This window comes from Acidobacteriota bacterium (assembly GCA_040754075.1).
Taxonomy (GTDB): Bacteria; Acidobacteriota; Blastocatellia; order UBA7656; family UBA7656; genus JBFMDH01.
This window is the reverse complement of sequence record JBFMDH010000003.1, coordinates 299,580-318,348: the sequence shown is the minus strand read 5'-3', so window position 1 is coordinate 318,348 and position 18,769 is coordinate 299,580. Positions and strand designations below refer to the sequence as shown.

Sequence of the window (18,769 nt, the reverse complement as noted above, 5' to 3'; positions counted from 1 at the left end):
TCGGTAGCCGGTAGCCGGTTTCTAGATAAATCACTGGCTACCGGCTACTGGCTACCGACATCCGTTTATTTTGCTGTAGCAGCAGCTTTGTCTGCGGTAAAGCGGTCTTTAAATTCATTAGCCGCTTTCTTCAATCCATCTTTGATTTCGTCATCCAGGGATTTCCGTTCACGGATTTTTTCCAAGAGTCCCGGATGCGCATTCTCGACGAAATTCAATAAACCCTGCTCAAATTTGCGAACATCTTCGAGCGCCAGGTCATCGAGATAACCATTGGTTCCAGCCCAGATGACCAGCACCTGCTGATCGACAGACATTGGCGCATATTGCGGTTGTTTCAAAAGTTCTGTGAGTCGCTGTCCTCTGTTCAATTGCGCGAGCGTCGCTTTATCGAGGTCAGACGCGAATTGCGCGAAAGCCGCGAGGTCGCGATATTGCGCAAGTTCAAGGCGCAGGGTTCCGGCGACCTGTTTCATCGCTTTGATTTGCGCCGAACCGCCGACGCGACTTACTGACAGTCCGACGTTGATTGCCGGACGAATACCTGAATGGAACAGGTCGGATTCGAGGAAGATTTGACCATCGGTGATCGAAATCACGTTGGTCGGAATATAAGCCGAAATGTCGCCCGCTTGAGTTTCGATAATCGGCAATGCTGTCAGGCTTCCGCCGCCCAGGGCATCCGAAAGTTTGGCAGCGCGTTCAAGAAGTCTTGAGTGCAGATAGAAAACGTCGCCCGGATAGGCTTCGCGTCCCGGCGGTCGTCTGAGCAACAGGGAAATTGAACGATACGCCCACGCTTGTTTCGATAAGTCATCGTAGATGCACAGGACGTGTCCGCCTCTATCGCGGAAATATTCGCCCATCGCGCATCCGGCGTAAGGCGCGAGGTATTGCATAGCCGCAGGGCTTGAAGCCGAGGCGTCAACGATGATGGTATATTCCATCGCGCCCGCGTCTTCGAGTGTTTTTTGCACCTGGGCGACGGTTGATTCTTTTTGCCCGATGGCAACGTAAATACAAATCAGGTTGTTGCCTTTTGAATTGATAATGGTGTCAACCGCGACGGCGGTTTTTCCGGTCTGGCGGTCGCCGATGATGAGTTCGCGTTGACCGCGACCGATGGGCACCATCGAGTCAATGGCTTTCAAACCGGTTTGCATCGGTTCGCGCACCGGTTGACGCTCCATCACACCCGGCGCAATGCGTTCAATCGGATTGAACTGGGTGGTGTTAATCGGCCCCTTACCATCAAGCGGACGACCGAGCGGGTCAACCACGCGACCCACCATCTCTTCGCCAACCGGCACGGACATAATGCGTTTGGTGCGGCGCACCGTATCGCCTTCTTTAATCTTCTCGTAATCGCCGAATAAGACCGCGCCGACTTTATCTTCTTCGAGGTTAAGCGCGATGCCTGCAACACTGTGCGGCAAATCGAGCAGTTCGCCCGCCATCACCTGTTCGAGTCCGAAGATTTCCGCGATACCGTCGCCGACTTTAATAATCGTGCCGACTTCGCTGACTTCAACGCCTGTGTTAAAACCTTCGATTTGCTGGCGTATGATTTTACTGATTTCGTCCGCTCTAATACCTTCCATAAATATCTCCGAGTTTTTAATCTAAGACCGCGTATGATTTCTTTCATCTCGACGATCAGAAACCGCCCTGAATATTAAAAACTATCTATCGCCCGATTTTAATTTTCGCTTCACGGCATCAAGCTGTGTGCGAATCGAACCGTCATAAGCGATGGAACCGATGCGCGTGACCACCCCGCCGATAATTTCCGGTTCAACTTTGAATTCGACTTCAACCTTTTTGCCGGTGACTTCCTGTAATTTGCGACTGAGTAAATTTTTATCCTCGGCGCTCAAAGTCGCAGCCGTGGTGACTTCGGCTTTAACCACACCGCGACGCTGGTTGATTTCATTTTTGAACTGCTCATAAACCGTTTCGACAAAGTGTAAGCGATAGTTTTTCAGCATTGTGCTTAACAGGTTGGCGGTTATGGCGCTTGGTTTCGCGCGCTCAACCAGGGCATTTAAAACTTTGCTTTTCTGGTCGTTTGAAAGCACAGGGCTGGCGAAAACTTCAAATAATTCTTTGCTTGATTTGACCATCTGCGCGAAAGCGTTCAACTCCGCATCGACCTGTTCAACCTGATTGCGTTCAATGGCAACATCGGCAACTGCTTCGGCATATCTGCGGGCAACTGTGGTTATGCTCATTTCGCCACCTCGCCGAGTTCCTGAATATATTGGTTAAGCATTTTACTGTTGTCTGCGGCGGTCAATTCTTTTCTGATTATGGCTTCGGCGGTCGCTACCGAATTTTCGGCAACGAAAGCTTTGAGTTCGGCGCGCGCATCTTTCATCGCGCCTGCGATTTCCCGCGCTGCCGTGAGTTTGATTTTCTCTGCGTCAACGGCTGCGGCTTCGCGTATGCGTGCCGCTTCGCGTTCAGCTTCGCGTTCGGCTTCGGCTTTCATCTGTGCAACTTCATCATCCAGGCGACTGAGGCGCGCTTCGACTTCGGCAAGCTTGCGCTCGGCTTCGGCTTTTTCGGTTTTGGCTTTGTCTAATTCTTTGCGGATGGAAGCGGCGCGGTCATCGAAGACTTTGCCGATGCCGATTTTATTGCGCAGCAGGTAGATGAATATGGCAACGAAAACAATAAAATTAATGATTTGCCAGAGCGGTTTATTAGTGAGAAAACTGTCGCCTTCTGAGAAAAGGGCGAGATTCATTAGCGCAATCAAGCGTTGCCACCTCCTACAGCGCGACCCAGAACGGTACGCGAGATTTGCTCGGCAATCTGGCGGGCTTCGCTTTCAAGTTGCACGCGAGCCGCCGTAGCTTCTTGTGCGATTTGTGCTTTGGCTTTGGCGATTTCCGCTTCAGCCTGCGCTCTTGCTGCATCAATCAATTGCTGGCGCTCATCCAGCGCGGCTTTGCGTTGCTCTTCAATTTTGCGGTAGTTTTCGGCTCGCGCCTGACGGATGGTGTCTTCGTAACCGGCAAGACGCGATTGATATTGACGTGAAGCGGCGCGGGCTTCGGCTGCGGCACCATCGGTCAAGGATTCACGCTCATCGAGAACTTTGCCAATCGGTTTGAACAAAATCTGGTTCAAGATGAAAGCAAAGATAATAAAGAGTCCGAGCACGATCAGAAGCGTGCCGTTGGGTTGTATGATGTTTTCCTCTAAGAGAGCAAACGCCGGTAAAACGAGCAAGTCCGTGAACTCCTATAATCTAATGATTTGACCGCCAGTTCAAGCCCCGAAAACTAGCACACGGCGCAAAAGAGTGTCAAGTTTAGGCGCAAAAACGAAAGCTTGACACGAAGCTTCTCTAATCCGTATTATCAATTCTTTCTGTAAAAGGCAAATTTTGACAGGAACTATATAATAAGGCTAAATTAACAACGGGAGCATATAAAAACTAATGAAACCAGAAATTCATCCGAAATATGTCGAATGCGACGTGCATTGCGCGTGTGGCGCGAATTGGAAGACGCGCTCAGTCAAACCTGAGATTCGTCTGGAAATTTGCTCCAATTGCCATCCGTTCTTCACCGGCAAGCAAAAACTCGTTGACACCGCAGGTCGCGTTGAACGTTTTAACCGCAAGTACGGCCGTAAACAACAAGCCGAAGCTTAACCAATTAACAATTTAATATCGGTAGTCGGCAATTCGTCGTCAGCCTTCAATACATGTATTGATAATCGGCGGTGATTTAGCGGCTACCGATATTTTTTTGTCCACACCTTTGGACAATTGCGTTACACTTTACAGCAAGGAGGTTCCTATTTTATGAAAGACGAAGAGATTATTGTTGGCGGTCAGGCGGTTATTGAAGGCGTCATGATGCGCGCGCCGCATGCCTATGCGGTTGCCGTGCGTCGTCCCGATGGACAAATCGTTTCAAAAGCCGAACGCCTGCCGGTGCTTTCAGATAAATATCCGCTATTGAAACTTCCTGTGTTGCGCGGCGCAGCGGTGTTGATTCAATCCATGATTTTGGGTATCAAGACCTTGAATTATTCAGCCAACATCGCCTTTCACGAAGCCAGCGGCGAAACCGAAGCCAAAGAGGCAACTCTTGCAACGCCGGCTATTCAATCAACCACCGGCATTGCTGTCGCCACGACAACAGCCGTTAAAGAAGTGAAAAAGACCTCTACGGGTTCAGCCATTGGTTCAATGATTTTTGCGATTATTTTCAACATCTTCTTGTTCATCGTATTGCCTTTGTTGCTGACCAACGCGCTGTTCGTTTATTTCGGCGGCGGCACGATTAACGCCGCATCAGAAAGCGGCGCCTGGTACGCCAATGCCTGGGCGTGGATACGCGCAGCGATGCATCCGGTCACCCCATCCGTCGCTTTCAATCTGGTTGACGGCTTGATTCGCATGACGTTCTTTCTGGTTATGATTACCAGTTTCTCATTGTTGCGCGATATTCGTAGAGTTTTTGAATATCACGGCGCGGAACACAAAGTGGTTTTCAACTGGGAATCGGGCGAAGAATTGACGGTTGCCAATGCGCGTCGTCAACCGCGTCAACATCCGCGTTGTGGCACCAGTTTTCTGATGGTCGTGATGATGGTTTCCATCGTCGCTTTTTCGGTCGTCAAATTCGATTCATTGTTTTTGAACTTTCTCGTGCGCATCGCCCTGATGCCGGTAATTGCAGGCATCTCTTACGAAATCATTCGCGCTTCGGCAAAGAGCAAAATGCAATGGTTCTTTTCGGTCATCACCCGACCGGGCATCTGGTTGCAAAACATTACGACCAAAGAACCCGATGATAAACAACTCGAAGTTGCAATTTATTCGCTCAAAGAGGCATTGAAACTGGAACCTACTATTTGAGGTAGTCAGAAGCCGGTAGTCAGTAGTCGGAGGATAATCAAACCGACTACCGACTACCGGCTTCTGACGACTGAGGATTTATGTTAGACAAACTTGCAGCTATTGAAACCAAATACGAAGAATTAACCATGCAACTGAGCGACCCGGAATTATTGGCGGATCAGTCGAAGTACGCCAAAGTTGCTAAACAACACCGCGACCTCGAAGAAATCGTCGCCAAATTCCGTGAGTTCAAAGCTATCGAAAAAGGCATCAACGATACGAGAGAATTAGTTGAACTCGAAGCCGATGAAGAGATGCGTGAACTGGCGCAGGCTGAACTCGCTGAACTTGAAGCGCGGTTACCACAGGTTGAAGCCGAACTCAAAGTGTTGTTATTGCCCAAAGACCCGAACGATGAAAAGAACGTCATTTTGGAAATTCGCGCGGGCACGGGCGGCGACGAAGCGACACTGTTTGCCGCAGAAATTGCCCGCATGTACACGCGCTATGCCGAACGTCAGAACTGGCGCGTGCAACTGCTCGAAGCTTCAGAATCTGGCATCGGCGGTTACAAAGAAGCGATTCTCCTTATCGAAGGCGATAAGGTTTTCTCGAAACTCAAACACGAATCGGGCGTCCATCGCGTGCAGCGGGTGCCGCAAACCGAAGCCTCTGGGCGCATTCACACCTCAGCCGTTACGGTTGCGGTACTCCCGGAAGCCGAAGAGGTTGATATTAAAATTGATCCTAAGGATTTGCGCATTGATACCTTTTGTTCGTCGGGTCCCGGCGGGCAGTCGGTGAATACCACTTATTCGGCGGTGCGTTTAACCCATCTGCCGACTAACACGGTGGTTTCGATGCAGGACGAAAAATCGCAAATCAAAAATCGTGAAAAAGCGATGCGCGTGCTGCGTTCGCGCTTGCTTGAGATGGAACAGGCGAAACAGCACGAAGCGATTGCCAGCGAACGACGGTCGATGGTCGGTTCCGGCGACCGCTCGGAAAAAATTCGCACCTATAATTTCAAAGACAATCGTGTTTCAGACCATCGCATCGGCTACACCGTGCATCAGTTGGATTTGTTTATGGAAGGCGCAATTGGCGATTTGATCGATGCCCTGGTGGCGCACTTTCAAGCCGAAAAACTCAAAGCCCAAACCGAAGAAGCCGCCGCTTAACGAATTGCGGATTGTAGAATGCGGATTGCGGATTGAAAAAATGATTTAATCAATGAGGATGATTCTTTACTTCGTTAAATCTGCAATCCAATTTCTCAGACTGAAAAACGATGCGAGATGCTGCGAGCAAAAATCCGCAATCCACAGCCTATCATCGAAAAATTTCTCAAGCTGTTTCACAAGCCACTCAAATTCTGCACGATGCAGGTGTTGGTGATGAACGTCTCACCGCCAATTTATTGCTTTGTCATCTTCTCAATATTGACCGCACGCAATTGCTTATCAAATCCAATGAAGCGTTAGAAGAAAGTGATTATCAGGCATTCCTTAAATTAATCGAGCGCCGCGCTACGGGCGAACCACTGCAATACATCACCGGGCATCAGGAATTTTATGGCTTGGATTTCAAAGTCACGCCCGATGTTTTGATTCCGCGACCGGAGACCGAATTTTTAGTTGAGCAAATTATCAAACTCGCCAAAGCTCATCCATCAGACGAAAGTTCATCACGCATCACGCATCACGCATCGCTTCTAAACCAGGAATGGTTATTTGCCGACATCGGTACTGGCTCCGGTTGCATTGCGGTGACGCTTGCCTATTGCTTAAAAAATGCGCGGGTGTTTGCCATTGATATTTCCGAAGCCGCGCTTCAGATTGCAAGGGAAAATGCCGCGCATCATCAAGTCGCCTCGCGCATTGAATTTCTTGAAGGCGATTTATTTGCGCCGCTTGCCGGTCGCAATCTGGAAAATTCTCTTGATTTGATTGCTTCAAATCCGCCTTACGTGCCGCTAAAAGATTTACCGACTCTCCAGCGCGAAGTGCGCGACTATGAGCCACACACTGCCTTATTTGCCGATGAAAATGGACTGAGGTTTTACCGGCGCTTGCTTGAAGAAAGTCCCCGCTACTTGAAACCGGGTGGCTTTCTGGTTTGCGAAATCGGCTGCGCACAATATGAACCCATCAATCAGCTATTGAAAAATTTTTCAAATTGGCAACTTGTAAATGTTATTAACGACCTGCAAGGCATCCCGCGCACTTTAACGATTCGCAAAATGGTTTAGAATGCTTTGTGAACTTATTGAAGGATGATGATTAATTCAATGAAGAAAATCTTTATTCTTTCGCTTTGTCTCGTAGCATTTCTAATCTTTCAGAATTATTTTGCGACCGCGACTTCAATTTCCCCCCTCAACCCTGAAACCCAATCCAGTCACCCGTTTCGTGTCGCCGTTGTTGGTTTCATTGGCGCTTCAACGCAAGCGGTTGAAAGCACTTTGAGTGATGCGCTCAAGCACGATGAGCGGGTCAAGTTGTTGGATGAAACGCAAAGCAAACCGGCGCTCAAAGCCTTCGGCTATGATGGCTCGATCAATCTTGATATTGAAACTGCGAAACACTTGGGCGCGGCTATCGGTTGCGATTTTTTTATCGTCGGTAAAACCGATTCGGCGACGCGCAGCGAACGCGCCGGTGAAACCCATGAAGAAACCTTTATTGGCATAATGGTGATTGATGCGCGAAGCGGCGGGCTGACATTATTCGATTTCATTTTGGAAAAGGCGGCAAAAAAAATCGACGCGCAAAATGCCGCCCTGCAAACACTCAGCCAGCAGGTTGGGATTTATCTTGAAAAGTTGATTGCCTTTCGCCGTGTTCAGGAAACCTCAGCGGTATCGGAAAGTGAGATTGCCGAAGATTTGCCTGCCACCGAACCGGCTACAGAAGCCGATTTCAAGCCTCCGGAGTTTTTGAACCGGGTGAAACCTGAATTCACCCAGGAGGCTGACCGCGCAGACCTCAATGCCACGGTTGAAGCGCGCGTAGTCTTTCGCGCCAGCGGTGAAATCGGTGAAATTCAAATAATTCGCTGGGCAGGGTTTGGCTTGGAAGAATCGGCAATTCGTGCCATCCGTCAACTGAAATTCAAACCGGCAACCCGCAACCATCAGGCAATAAATGTTCGCGCCCTGATTCGCTACAACTTTCGTCGGATAAATCAAAATTAAACTTCATTGCATCCCAATTGAGTACCTGTCAGGTCATACAAAGATTTAAAGATTTGCCTGGTGCGTCTCATCGCAAAATTTATGCTTCAGGTATCTTCGTTGCCGCTTTGTCTTTGGCTCGCATTGTTTGGAGTTCTGCAAGTTTGGTTTCCGCGAGTTTGCTTAACGATTTTTCCCATTTTTTGCGATAAGGTCTGAGCGCGCGAACAATGGCTTCGCCCACCGCAAGGTTGCGAAACCATTTTTTATTTGCCGGAATGATGTACCAGGGAGTTTTTTCGGTTGAACATTTGGTCAAAGCGTCTTCGTAGGCTTTTTGATAATCATCCCACAACTGGCGTTCGCGCCAATCACCGGCTGAAAGTTTCCAGGCTTTTTTGGTTTCCAGTTCACGCGCTTCCAAACGTTTTTGTTGTTCTTCATTGCTGATGTGCAGAAAGAACTTCAAAACAATGGTATTGTTATCGGCGAGCAAGCGTTCAAATTCATTAATGTAACGGTAACGCGCTCGCCAGTTGCGCTTGGAAACCAGTTTATGAACACGAACCACCAGCACATCCTCATAATGCGAGCGGTTGAAAATCGTAATCATGCCTTTGGGCGGTGTGACTTTATGAACCCGCCAGAGAAAATCATGGGCGAGTTCTTCGCTCGTCGGCACCTTGAATGATTCGACGCGACAACCTAGCGGGTTTACATCATCCATCACCTTTTTCAAGGTGCCGTCTTTGCCGCTGCTGTCCATACCTTGAAGAATAATCAACACAGCATTTTGCCCCGCTGCGTAAAGCAATTCCTGAAGTTCTCCGAGTTCATCGGTTATTTTATCCAATCGTTCAATAGCCCGTGCTTCCGTAATTCCAAAAGTATCATCCGGGTTAATTTTATTTAGTTTCACTTTACTTCCCGGCTTTACTTTTATTGATAATTTCATTCAAGGTCACTCCTTTTCACTGGGTTTTCCAACTCGATAAAAAATTTTTCTACGAGGTGAATATCAATATCGCGTGTGCCACTTACAGAGTTGACTACGGCAGCGGCAACTGCTTGTCCGAAACGCGCCGCCCGCAAAGTATCAAACCCGCGCACCCATCGCGCAAGCGTAAAACCTGCGTGAACTGCATCGCCTGCACCAACGGTTGAATACAGGCAGTCAACCTTTGCCCCCGCAAGCGGCAACGCAGGTTGATTATTTTCCCGCACCCAGCAGCCGGTTTCCTGCGTGACCATCAAGGTCTTGTCAAAATCATCCCACATCTTTTCATCAATCCAGCTATACTCTTTCGCATTGATTTTTATGACATCAGGTTTTGCAGCCCCCTGTAGACAAGTCAGTAACGATTGTTTTTCAGTATCAAGCGAAATCGTTTTCACCTGTGGTCGGACGCTTTCAATTATCTTTGCGTATAAGTCCGTTGCCAGTTCCCCTGTCGTTTCAAGCACCGGCGGATTACCGGCAAGCAACAATAAATCGGTTGAAATTTGCGAAGCGAAATCCAAAGCACGTTCAAGCGAAGCACCGCCCCACCAGGCACGCGGGCTGATATTAAATGCCACACGGTTATCAGGCGGCGTTGTGGGATCAAATAAATCCATGCACAAACGCGCCTGAGCTGCAATGATAACGGGTCGCAAGCGAACACGTTTGAGAGCCTGGCTCTGTAGTTCGTGGAGATAGTTACCTTCGGGGGAATCAGGACGAAAAACCATCAATTCGATGTCAACTGCATCCTTATCGCTCAATAAACGATCTATCACCCGCGCAACATTCGTCGCTTTGCCGCCCGCGTAAATACTTGCAACCCGAGGTCTGAGCTTTGCGCCTGAGTGAATGGTGAATTTTTCTCCGTCGCCAACGGCGTAACCTTCTTCCGCATCACGTTGAAAGTGACAAATCCAGTCCACACACGGGGCAAATTCGAGAATCGTCATTCGCATAGTTTATCGATGTCCGGCGCAATTATGCTGAGTCTGGGCAATTCTGCCAAGACCCCGATGAATCGATTCTCATATTGGTTTCAAATCTCCCGGACGACCCCTCCTTCAAATAAATTCCACTGAGCGCATAAAATCATTGACACCCGTTCTCCGTCGCCATATACTGCAATTCGCAATTGAAAATCGTTTTCAATTTCATACAAGAATTTACATTAATTTAGCGGAGTATCTATGAAAAAAGCTCTTTTTTCCATTCCCATCACTCTCTTGTTAATTACCAGTTTGTCTCTTTCCGGCTTTGCCCAAAATAGTTGGCTTACGTTAAAAGGTCAGGTTCAAGATCAAAGCGGTGCCGTCGTTTCAGGTAGCCTGGTACGCTTGCGTCAGCCGGCAACCGGGTTTGAGCGCATTACGAAAACCGATGAAACCGGCAGCTTTGCTTTCGACCAATTAATCGAAGGCGATTATGATTTGAGCGTTAATTTGCAAGGATTTTCTGCCTTAACCCGTCCGGTACATTTGGTTTCGGGACAACCGGATAATCTCAAGATTGAACTTCAACCTGCGGCGATTGCTGAAGAAATCGCGATTAAGAGTGGTCGCCTGGCTGAAACTCCTGAAATTGTCGAACGCACTCCGGGTTCAATTGAACTCCTTGATCAAAAACTTTTAGAAGAAAGTCGCGTTTTCACTTTTTCCGAAGCCTTGCGCAAAGTCTCAGGGATTACAGTGCGCGATGAAGAAGGCTTCGGGCTTCGTCCAAACATCGGTATTCGCGGCTTGAATCCGACCCGTTCATCCAAAGTTTTACTCCTGGAAGACGGTATCCCACTCACTTATGCGCCGTATGGCGATAATGCGTCCTACTATCACCCGCCAATTGACCGCTTCGAGAGTATCGAAATTTTGAAAGGTTCAGGACAAATTGCCTACGGACCGGTTACGGTCGGCGGGGTGATTAACTACGTCACGCCCAACCCACCCACCAAACCATCCGGTCAAATCACCCTGATTGGTGGCAATCGCGATTATTTCAATGGACATTTCGGATATGGTGGAACTTGGAAAGGGATTGGATTGCTGTTTGATTACACACGCAAACAGGGAGACGGAGCGCGTGAAAACACCCATTCCGATTTGAATGATTTTAATTTCAAGTCACTCATTGGCATTGGTTCTCGACAAGCCCTGACACTCAAAGCCAACTATTATGGCGAAGATTCCAACGTCACTTACTCAGGTTTACGTCTCAGCGAATATCTCGCAAGCCCGCGACAAAATCCCTTTAAAAATGATTTCTTCTACGGTGACCGCTTCGGCGCTTCGGCAACCCACTCCTTGATCTTCAATAACGCATTGGCGCTGACCACCAATTTGTACACTTCCGTTTTCCATCGAGACTGGTGGCGACAATCAAGCAATTCCGGTCAACGCCCCAATGACGCAGCCGACCCGAAATGCGGCGGCATGCAAAACCTCAACACCACCTGCGGCAACGAAGGACGACTGCGCGATTATTATGTCTGGGGATTGGAGCCGAAATTCCGCGCCAATTTCCGCCTGTTTGGAATCAACAACGACGCGGATTTTGGATTCCGGCTGCACGTTGAGCGTCAGGAACGTCAACAGCAAAACGGCGATACCCCGACGGCTCGTTCAGGCGTGTTGGTCGAAAACAACCAGCGCAAAAATCAGGCGTATTCAGGGTTCATCCAAAATCGTTTTTTCCTCGGCAATGTCACCATCACGCCGGGTGTGCGCGTTGAACACATCAATTACCAACGCCTGAATCGCCTTGCCAACAGTGGAGCAGGCATCAGTGGTAGAACCGATTTGACGCAATTGGTTCCGGGCATCGGCGTCTCATACAATCCGAAATCCAGTGTCACCTTATTTGCGGGTGTGCATCGCGGATTTGCGCCGCCCCGCACCGAAGACATTATCAATAACACCACAGGCGGCAGCATAGACCTCGACCCTGAACTCAGTTGGAATTATGAAGTTGGAGTTCGCGGTTTACTCCATCAAGGTGTGCGCCTTGAAGCGACGTTTTTCAGAATGGATTATGAAAATCAAATCATTCCGGCAAGCCTGGCAGGTGGGGTTGGTGCGGCGCTTACAAACGCCGGAGAAACCTTGCACCAAGGGTTTGAATTTTCGACACGCCTTGACACCGGGACGATATTGAAATCCCGCCACAACATTTTTCTCAGTTCAGCCTATACCTTTCTGCCGACAGCCAAATTTACCGGCAGACGTTTCAGTAATGTTTCCGGCTTTACCAATGTTCTCATTACCGACAACCGTCTGCCGTATGCGCCGGAACACCTGTTGAATTTCACTGTTGGTTATTCATCGCCTGTTGGCTTGAATACCTTCATCGAAGCAGTTCGTGTAAACCGGCAATTCGGTGATGATTTGAATACCATTAATCCGACGGCTGATGGGCAACGCGGATTGCTTCCGGGTTACACGGTTTTAAATGCGACGGCGAATTATAATGTTGAATCGTGGCGCACAACCTTTTTTGTTACGGCAAAAAATCTTGCCGACAAACTCTACATCGTTGATCGCTCGCGAGGTATTTTGCCGAGCAGCCCGCGACTAATTCAGGCCGGTTTGAAGTTTCGCTTTTAAGATGATGAGACAGCAAATTTTCTCCTCAACCTTGTGTGGTTGATTTAACAACAAAGGCGCGGCGGCTTTCTCGCCTCTGTCGTCGCGCCTTTGTCATTTTGAGGTTGAAAGACGAAGTATGAAAAAAAGGAAATGTTGTAAGAAATTTAAAAAAGGTAAGGCGTGCAAAGGTTGCCCCTTTTACAAATGAAAAATGCGGATAAAAATGCTAAACGGTTCGACACTTCCCATCCCGGCTTGATAAAAATCAGGTTGATTAATGTTGATTTTTAGAGAGAGCAAATGGTATTGCGACGATTAGCCAGTTTCTTCATTCCAAGTTTGCGCAAGCCGATGACTTGTCAGTCCTGCGGCGAAAATTTTATTTGCGGTGCAGGGCTTACAGGCTGTTGGTGTATGGAGGTCAAACTTGATACGCCGACGCGCGCAAAGATGCGCCAACAATTTAACGATTGTTTATGTCGTCAATGTCTGGAAGGTTTTGCGAAAAATTCTGCGGTTTCCGGCGAGACGGTTTTAGAAGAGAGCTAACTTCGTATAGCGGCGCGGCAGATATTCGATGATAGCTCACCGCGCCGTTTTGCAATTGAAAATTACTGACTGATGCGAACCCCGGTTGCCACCACCGAGATAACCACTTGTGGTCCTTTGATGGTCGAAGGGTCAACTTTGCCAGCGGATTCTTCTGCGTAATGACGCGCCATCTCTTCGCTGATTTCTTTCTTTTCGATGATTCCTTCGACAGTCGCTTCTTTATTGCCACTGTCTTTGGGCACCACGAACGCATGGTCTTTCATATTCACACGCACCGTGCGTTCACCATCAGTTAATACCAGCCAGCAGCCTTCGCGCTGGCAGACATCGGCGATTTTGCCTTTGAGTTTGACGGTCTTGCCATTGTATTTGTCGGGGTTTGCCGTCACCTCTGCGAGCTTGACCACTTTAGCATCTTTATTGAATGCCGCACCGAAATGCTTTTCCGATGCTTTGAAAGCAAAAACCGGAACGACGACAATTGCAACGATTGCTAACCAACTAAAAATTTTATTTTTCATATTCACCTCTAAAAAAATTTGCGAACGAAAAGTGAAATTATAGCCTGAAGACTTGCCGAAAAAGCAAATATCAAAGCCTCTCAAACGAAAATTTGCTTGCCGGGATTTAGCGTGTATAATCAACCACAGGCACATGGACAGGGAAGAAACCAGGATATTTCACGATTACCTGAAACGCGCCAAATTAAAACACACGGCGCAGCGCGATTTAATTCTGGAAGTCTTTCTCGATACCGAAAAGCATGTTTCCAGTGAAGACCTCTATAATATCGTCAAAATTCAAGACCCCTCGGTTGGCTTCACTACGGTGTATCGCACCTTGAAACTTTTTGTCGAATGCGGACTGGCGCGTGAATTGGAATTCCACGACGGGCGCATGCTTTATGAACACGAATACAAGCATAAACACCACGACCACCTCATCTGTACACAATGTGGCAAACTGATTGAATTTTATGATGAACAAATTGAAGCCTTGCAGGATGCAATCGTGCGTCGTTATAAATTCAAACCGTTGCGTCACAGCCATCGCATTTTCGGCATCTGCGCCGATTGTCAAAAAGCCGAAAAACCGACGGAAAAAGCCCTGCATCAAGCAAGCGCCTGATACGATTTTTTTCAATGACTCCCGCAAAGTTTTCTCTATCTCAGTAATCCAAGCTTTTCGTTTTGCTGGTTGACTTCGACCGCCTTATGATTTCGCTTGAATTCAGGAGTGCAAAAAACTTTTCAACATGCGCAAAATCGTTTCCGAAAATCATCAACCGCTGGTCATCGCTCACCGTGGCGCTTCCGCGTTTGCGCCCGAAAACACGCTTGCGGCTTTCCGCCTGGCAATCGCAATGGACGTTCAGGGCATTGAACTCGATGTACAACTTTCAGCCGATGGCATCCCGGTGGTCATGCATGACCGCACCATCAACCGCACGACCAACAGGCGCGGGCGGGTTGCAAATTTCACCGCCGCCGAACTTTGCGAATTAAATGCCGGTTATGGGTTCACGCGGCAACTCGCTTTGCGTCCGCGCAAACGTAAAATCGTTGAAACGACTTTAAACGATTTAAATTTTCAAATAGATTTTTCCGATGAAGGAGTTGTTAAACTTGCAGATGCCCTCAGCCTTTTAGCGCCCGCGCGATTGCCAAGAATCTATGTTGAAATCAAAGGTGAACCGGCAACGAAAAAGCGTTTACTCGAAACGACCATCGCTGATGTGCGCTCATACAAATTGGAAAAGGTTATCACCTTGCTTTCATTCGACCATCAAATCATCGCTGAAGCCAAACGGCTTGCGCCGGAGATTCGCACCGCTGCAACCTTTGCAACACTTGTCCATAGACTTCCCACGCGGCGTTCGATTATTAAAACGATTCGGCATATCAAAGCCGACGAAGCAGCTTTGCAATACAGTCTGGCGACACGGCGATTGGTCAAAAGTTTGCACGAACAACACATTGCGGTTTCGGTGTGGACAGCCAATCGCAAAATGGTTTTGCGAAAAATGATGGCTTCAGGAGTTGATGCCATTATGACCAATTACCCGAATCGTTTGATTGAGTTATTGTAGAAAGCATCTGTGGAGATGTCATCAATCACCATAAATTAGATGGTGTTGAGCCGCAGTCTTTGACTGCAAATTACTGAACATTTCAACAAATGAATTACCTGGAGTAATGACTGAAGCGTTTCAAAAAATATTTTCGGCAACGCATTTTACGGTGCGCCATACATCCGCCATTGAGCCAACAACATTTGAAGCGCACTCGCATTCCTATTACACCGTCACGGTCTTGCTTTCCGGGCGAATGCAAATCACCATCGGCGAAAATCATTTTGCATTTGGCAGAGGTCAAACAACCTTCACCAATGCCCATCAAACGCACGCGGCAAGCGGCGCTGAATTTGAGTTTGTCTCCATCGGCATCAGCCCGACATTAATTAACGAACTGGTCACAGAGCTTGGACTCACGCGCAATGCCGCAGAAATCGTTTTTCATTCGAGCCTGGTTACAGACGACTCCATCACAACAACCGTGCGCTCAATCGCCGGCGAGATCGCTCAAGAAAAAATCGGGCATCAAGAGATGCTCGAAACTTTAGTGCGACAACTGGTGATTCATCTCTTGCGTTCACATTTAACGGTTCGCAAATCGGCGCAGATTGAATTATCGCGCGCAGGGTTGGTTGATCGCCGTTTACGCCGCGCTATTGAATTTATGCACGACAATTTCGGGCGGGAACTGGCGCTCGAAGAGATCGCCGCCGCCGCTTATCTTTCGGAATTTCATTTTGCCCGGTTGTTCAAACAACTCATCGGCGCGACCCCGCACGCCTACCTTGCTAACTTGCGCATCGAACGCGCCCGCAAATTGCTCGCTGAAACATCCATTCCCATCATCGAAATCGCTGCGATGGTCGGCTATCAAAGCCAGAGCCACTTCACCAAAATTTTTAAATCGGTTACGGGATTAACACCACGCTCTTATCGGGAGAGTCATTAAACACTGTACTTTGTACTTGGGGCTTGGTTTTCAAGTGCATCAATCTATGCACTGCATTTTTTTTAGAAGTTAAAAAATCTCAACCACGAAGCACAAAGCATCAAGTACGAAGCACCAAATAGCAACTCATCGCTAAAACTGAGCAACATCGCGGCAAACTCTTGCAGGGAAATCTGCTCTAATGATGTTCTACATTTCAGGCGTTGACCGAACGCATCTCAAGAAAGGAATTTTCATGTCTAACAATAAATCAACCGTAGAGGTTCAAGAGCCGAAAGGCAAACTTGGTGTGTTGCTCGTCGGACTCGGTGCGGTGAGCACTACGTTCATCGCAGGCGTTGAAGCCATAAAAAAAGGACTCGCCGAACCCATTGGTTCGCTCACGCAAATGGGCACCATTCGACTCGGCAAACGCACAGACAATCGCGTGCCTTTGATTAAAGATTTCGTGGCGCTTGCCGCGCTGAATGATTTGGTCTTTGGCGCGTGGGATATTTTTGAAGAAAATGCTTATGAAGCGGCAATGCATGCAGGCGTTTTGGAACGCGACCTTATCAATCAAATCAAACCTGAACTGCAATCTGTCAAACCGATGAAAGCGGTATTTGACCAACGCTACGTCAAACGCCTGAACGGTACGCACATCAAACAGGGCGCCAACAAAATGGAACTCGCCGAACAGTTAATGGCGGACATTGCCGAATTCAAACGCCAAAACGAATGCGACCGCCTGGTGCTGGTGTGGTGCGCTTCTACAGAAGTTTTTATGAAGCCCTCTGCCGAACACGAAACCCTCGAATCGTTCGAGAAAGCCTTGCGCGAAAATAGCGATGCGATTGCGCCGTCGATGATTTACGCTTATGCGGCAATCAAAAGCGGCGTGCCGTTTGCAAACGGCGCTCCGAATCTGACGGTTGATATTCCGGCGATTTTGAAACTCGCCAACGACAACGGCGTGGCGATTTGCGGCAAGGATTTCAAGACCGGACAGACCTTGATGAAAACCTTAATCGCGCCGGGACTCAAAGCGCGAATGCTTGGTCTGCACGGCTGGTTTTCGACCAATATTTTAGGCAACCGCGACGGCGAAGTGTTGGACGACCCCGAATCGTTCAAGACCAAAGAGGAATCGAAACTCTCGGTGCTTGAATACATCTTGCAGCCCGATGTTTACCCGACGCTTTATAAAGATTTCAGCCACATCGTGCGCATCAATTACTACCCGCCGCGCGGCGACAACAAAGAAGGCTGGGACAACATCGATATTTTCGGCTGGCTCGGCTATCCGATGCAGATTAAGGTCGATTTCCTGTGCCGCGATTCAATTTTAGCGGCACCGATTGTTCTGGACTTGGCGTTGTTTTTAGACCTCGCGCAACGCACCAAAATGAAAGGCATTCAGGAATGGCTGTCGTTTTATTTCAAGAGTCCGATGACTGCGCCCGGTCTTTACCCCGAACACGACCTGTTCATTCAATTGATGAAATTGAAAAACACCTTGCGTCATCTGAAAGGCGAAGATTTAATCACCCACCTTGGGCTTGAATACTACGATTAGGTGACAGGTAACAGGTTGTAGACAAACCAAACGAAAAGCCGTCGAGTTATTCGCTCGACGGCTTTTTTAATTTTTGCGTTTGAGAATAGGCGGCGCAGTTTTATTCTGGCCGATTTTAAACGTCAACTCGACCTGTTGAAGATTTTTGGTTAGCTCAGGTCAACCTCTCAATACGATGAGCGACTATTTGGCGATGGATTGCAAAAGAAAGTCCGAAAAAACTTACCCTTCGTAACCACATTGTCCGGTTCGCGGCGAATTCAACACCGGCAGAAACACGTCATCATCATAATGTTCATGCTTGCGTTTGCACTTTTTGCAAAGCCAGCCTTCGCGGTCATAGACACAATATGAGCAGACGGCTTTTGCGGGTGCGCCACAAAAATAACAGGGTATCATCGGTTCATCATTGCGCGCCAAAATGCGAATTGCTTCACGTTTCGACAAATTGCCCTCGCGTTCCTGAATGACCTTTAAGGTTAAATCGGTCGTGGTTCCGAAATCATATTCGTAATCAATCTTCGCGCCTTTGGCAAAGACCTTGCCGATTTCGATATTCATGGATGCCGATTTTTCAAAGCCGAAGCCCAGGTCAAAATCATCTTCGATTTTATCGTAGCGTATGCCGTCAATCGTGAAGGCGCTCAGATGCCCGCAGCATTCCAACCAGAGGTCTCTGAGGAATTCATCCAAATCGTCAAGCGTCGCATCAGCGCGGATTTCCAGATGCAGCCAATACTCGGGCAAATACTTTCCTTCAACCGCAATATGAAAGGTTTTGGTCGGCGAAGCTTTTTTATTCGCCGTAACCACATTCTTCAGACACGATTGCAGGTGTCGGCTCATCACTCTTTTATTGAATCGGTCGCCACACAGATTACATTTACCGACCGACTGCGCTAATTTTTCTTTACCTATACTCATTTGAACATCCTCCTAATTCGCCAGTGACGGCAATCAGGATTCTTTAATTTGAAAAGCCCAAGCGTCAGCAAGGCGCAATGCAAACGCTTGGGCTTCTT

19 protein-coding genes are annotated in these 18,769 nt (G+C 48.2%); 11 read left to right on the top strand and 8 right to left on the bottom strand.

Annotated features, from left to right (window positions below):
• Positions 1 to 65: 65 nt before the first annotated feature.
• The 4 genes from atpA to AB1757_05140 all read right to left on the bottom strand — a co-directional run bounded on the left by atpA (position 66) and on the right by AB1757_05140 (position 3,237).
• Positions 66 to 1,601 (bottom strand): F0F1 ATP synthase subunit alpha, encoded by a 1,536-nt coding sequence (atpA, locus tag AB1757_05155; GenBank protein ID MEW6126433.1) that lies wholly within the window; start codon positions 1,599 to 1,601, stop codon positions 66 to 68.
• A gap of 81 nt (positions 1,602 to 1,682) precedes the next feature.
• Complete coding sequence (atpH, locus tag AB1757_05150; GenBank protein ID MEW6126432.1) at positions 1,683 to 2,231, bottom strand: ATP synthase F1 subunit delta; 549 nt, start codon at positions 2,229 to 2,231, stop codon at positions 1,683 to 1,685.
• A complete protein-coding gene (locus AB1757_05145) occupies positions 2,228 to 2,761 on the bottom strand; it encodes an ATP synthase F0 subunit B (protein ID MEW6126431.1) in 534 nt (177 codons plus the stop codon). Before AB1757_05145 ends, atpH begins: the two co-directional genes overlap by 4 nt.
• On the bottom strand, positions 2,758 to 3,237 hold the full coding sequence (locus AB1757_05140) for an ATP synthase F0 subunit B (protein ID MEW6126430.1): 480 nt from the start codon (positions 3,235 to 3,237) through the stop codon (positions 2,758 to 2,760). Before AB1757_05140 ends, AB1757_05145 begins: the two co-directional genes overlap by 4 nt.
• 211 nt (positions 3,238 to 3,448) lie before the next feature.
• Here AB1757_05140 and rpmE point away from each other — a divergent pair, with 211 nt between their 5' ends.
• The 5 genes from rpmE to AB1757_05115 all read left to right on the top strand — a co-directional run bounded on the left by rpmE (position 3,449) and on the right by AB1757_05115 (position 8,057).
• Positions 3,449 to 3,664: a 50S ribosomal protein L31 gene (gene rpmE / locus AB1757_05135; GenBank protein ID MEW6126429.1), complete on the top strand. Its 216-nt coding sequence runs from the start codon at positions 3,449 to 3,451 to the stop codon at positions 3,662 to 3,664.
• Between the two features lie 153 nt (positions 3,665 to 3,817).
• A complete protein-coding gene (locus AB1757_05130) occupies positions 3,818 to 4,879 on the top strand; it encodes a DUF1385 domain-containing protein (GenBank protein MEW6126428.1) in 1,062 nt (353 codons plus the stop codon).
• 80 nt (positions 4,880 to 4,959) lie between these two features.
• Positions 4,960 to 6,042, top strand: a complete 1,083-nt coding sequence (gene prfA, locus AB1757_05125) for a peptide chain release factor 1 (GenBank protein ID MEW6126427.1) — start codon at positions 4,960 to 4,962, stop codon at positions 6,040 to 6,042.
• Positions 6,043 to 6,152: 110 nt separating this feature from the next.
• On the top strand, positions 6,153 to 7,112 hold the full coding sequence (gene prmC, locus AB1757_05120) for a peptide chain release factor N(5)-glutamine methyltransferase (GenBank protein ID MEW6126426.1): 960 nt from the start codon (positions 6,153 to 6,155) through the stop codon (positions 7,110 to 7,112).
• 39 nt (positions 7,113 to 7,151) lie between these two features.
• The gene (locus AB1757_05115; GenBank protein MEW6126425.1) at positions 7,152 to 8,057 is read left to right on the top strand and encodes an energy transducer TonB; all 906 of its coding nucleotides are present in this window, start codon (positions 7,152 to 7,154) and stop codon (positions 8,055 to 8,057) included.
• A 79-nt stretch (positions 8,058 to 8,136) separates the two neighbouring features.
• On the opposite strand, the gene AB1757_05110 is transcribed toward AB1757_05115, so the two are convergent.
• Positions 8,137 to 8,991 (bottom strand): PPK2 family polyphosphate kinase, encoded by an 855-nt coding sequence (locus AB1757_05110; GenBank protein ID MEW6126424.1) that lies wholly within the window; start codon positions 8,989 to 8,991, stop codon positions 8,137 to 8,139.
• Positions 8,988 to 9,995, bottom strand: coding sequence for a PfkB family carbohydrate kinase (locus AB1757_05105; protein MEW6126423.1), 1,008 nt, complete (start codon positions 9,993 to 9,995; stop codon positions 8,988 to 8,990). The genes AB1757_05110 and AB1757_05105 overlap by 4 nt, the downstream gene beginning before the upstream one ends.
• 231 nt (positions 9,996 to 10,226) lie before the next feature.
• Between AB1757_05105 and AB1757_05100 the strand changes: the two genes are divergently transcribed.
• Positions 10,227 to 12,632: a TonB-dependent receptor gene (locus AB1757_05100; protein MEW6126422.1), complete on the top strand. Its 2,406-nt coding sequence runs from the start codon at positions 10,227 to 10,229 to the stop codon at positions 12,630 to 12,632.
• Positions 12,633 to 12,914: 282 nt separating this feature from the next.
• Positions 12,915 to 13,163, top strand: coding sequence for a cysteine-rich CWC family protein (locus tag AB1757_05095; protein MEW6126421.1), 249 nt, complete (start codon positions 12,915 to 12,917; stop codon positions 13,161 to 13,163).
• A 62-nt stretch (positions 13,164 to 13,225) separates the two neighbouring features.
• Here AB1757_05095 and AB1757_05090 read toward each other — a convergent pair whose 3' ends face one another.
• Positions 13,226 to 13,687: a DUF4920 domain-containing protein gene (locus tag AB1757_05090; GenBank protein MEW6126420.1), complete on the bottom strand. Its 462-nt coding sequence runs from the start codon at positions 13,685 to 13,687 to the stop codon at positions 13,226 to 13,228.
• A gap of 133 nt (positions 13,688 to 13,820) precedes the next feature.
• Between AB1757_05090 and AB1757_05085 the strand changes: the two genes are divergently transcribed.
• The 4 genes from AB1757_05085 (at position 13,821) to AB1757_05070 (ending at position 17,747) form a co-directional block, all read left to right on the top strand.
• On the top strand, positions 13,821 to 14,294 hold the full coding sequence (locus AB1757_05085; GenBank protein MEW6126419.1) for a Fur family transcriptional regulator: 474 nt from the start codon (positions 13,821 to 13,823) through the stop codon (positions 14,292 to 14,294).
• Between the two features lie 127 nt (positions 14,295 to 14,421).
• Positions 14,422 to 15,255, top strand: coding sequence for a glycerophosphodiester phosphodiesterase family protein (locus tag AB1757_05080; GenBank protein MEW6126418.1), 834 nt, complete (start codon positions 14,422 to 14,424; stop codon positions 15,253 to 15,255).
• 106 nt (positions 15,256 to 15,361) lie between these two features.
• A complete protein-coding gene (locus AB1757_05075; protein MEW6126417.1) occupies positions 15,362 to 16,189 on the top strand; it encodes a helix-turn-helix domain-containing protein in 828 nt (275 codons plus the stop codon).
• A gap of 235 nt (positions 16,190 to 16,424) precedes the next feature.
• Entirely contained in the window at positions 16,425 to 17,747 is a 1,323-nt protein-coding gene (locus tag AB1757_05070; GenBank protein ID MEW6126416.1) for an inositol-3-phosphate synthase, read from the top strand.
• 222 nt (positions 17,748 to 17,969) lie between these two features.
• Here the strand turns inward: AB1757_05070 and AB1757_05065 are convergent, their stop codons facing one another.
• Positions 17,970 to 18,671, bottom strand: a complete 702-nt coding sequence (locus tag AB1757_05065) for a hypothetical protein (protein ID MEW6126415.1) — start codon at positions 18,669 to 18,671, stop codon at positions 17,970 to 17,972.
• Positions 18,672 to 18,769 lie beyond the last annotated feature (98 nt).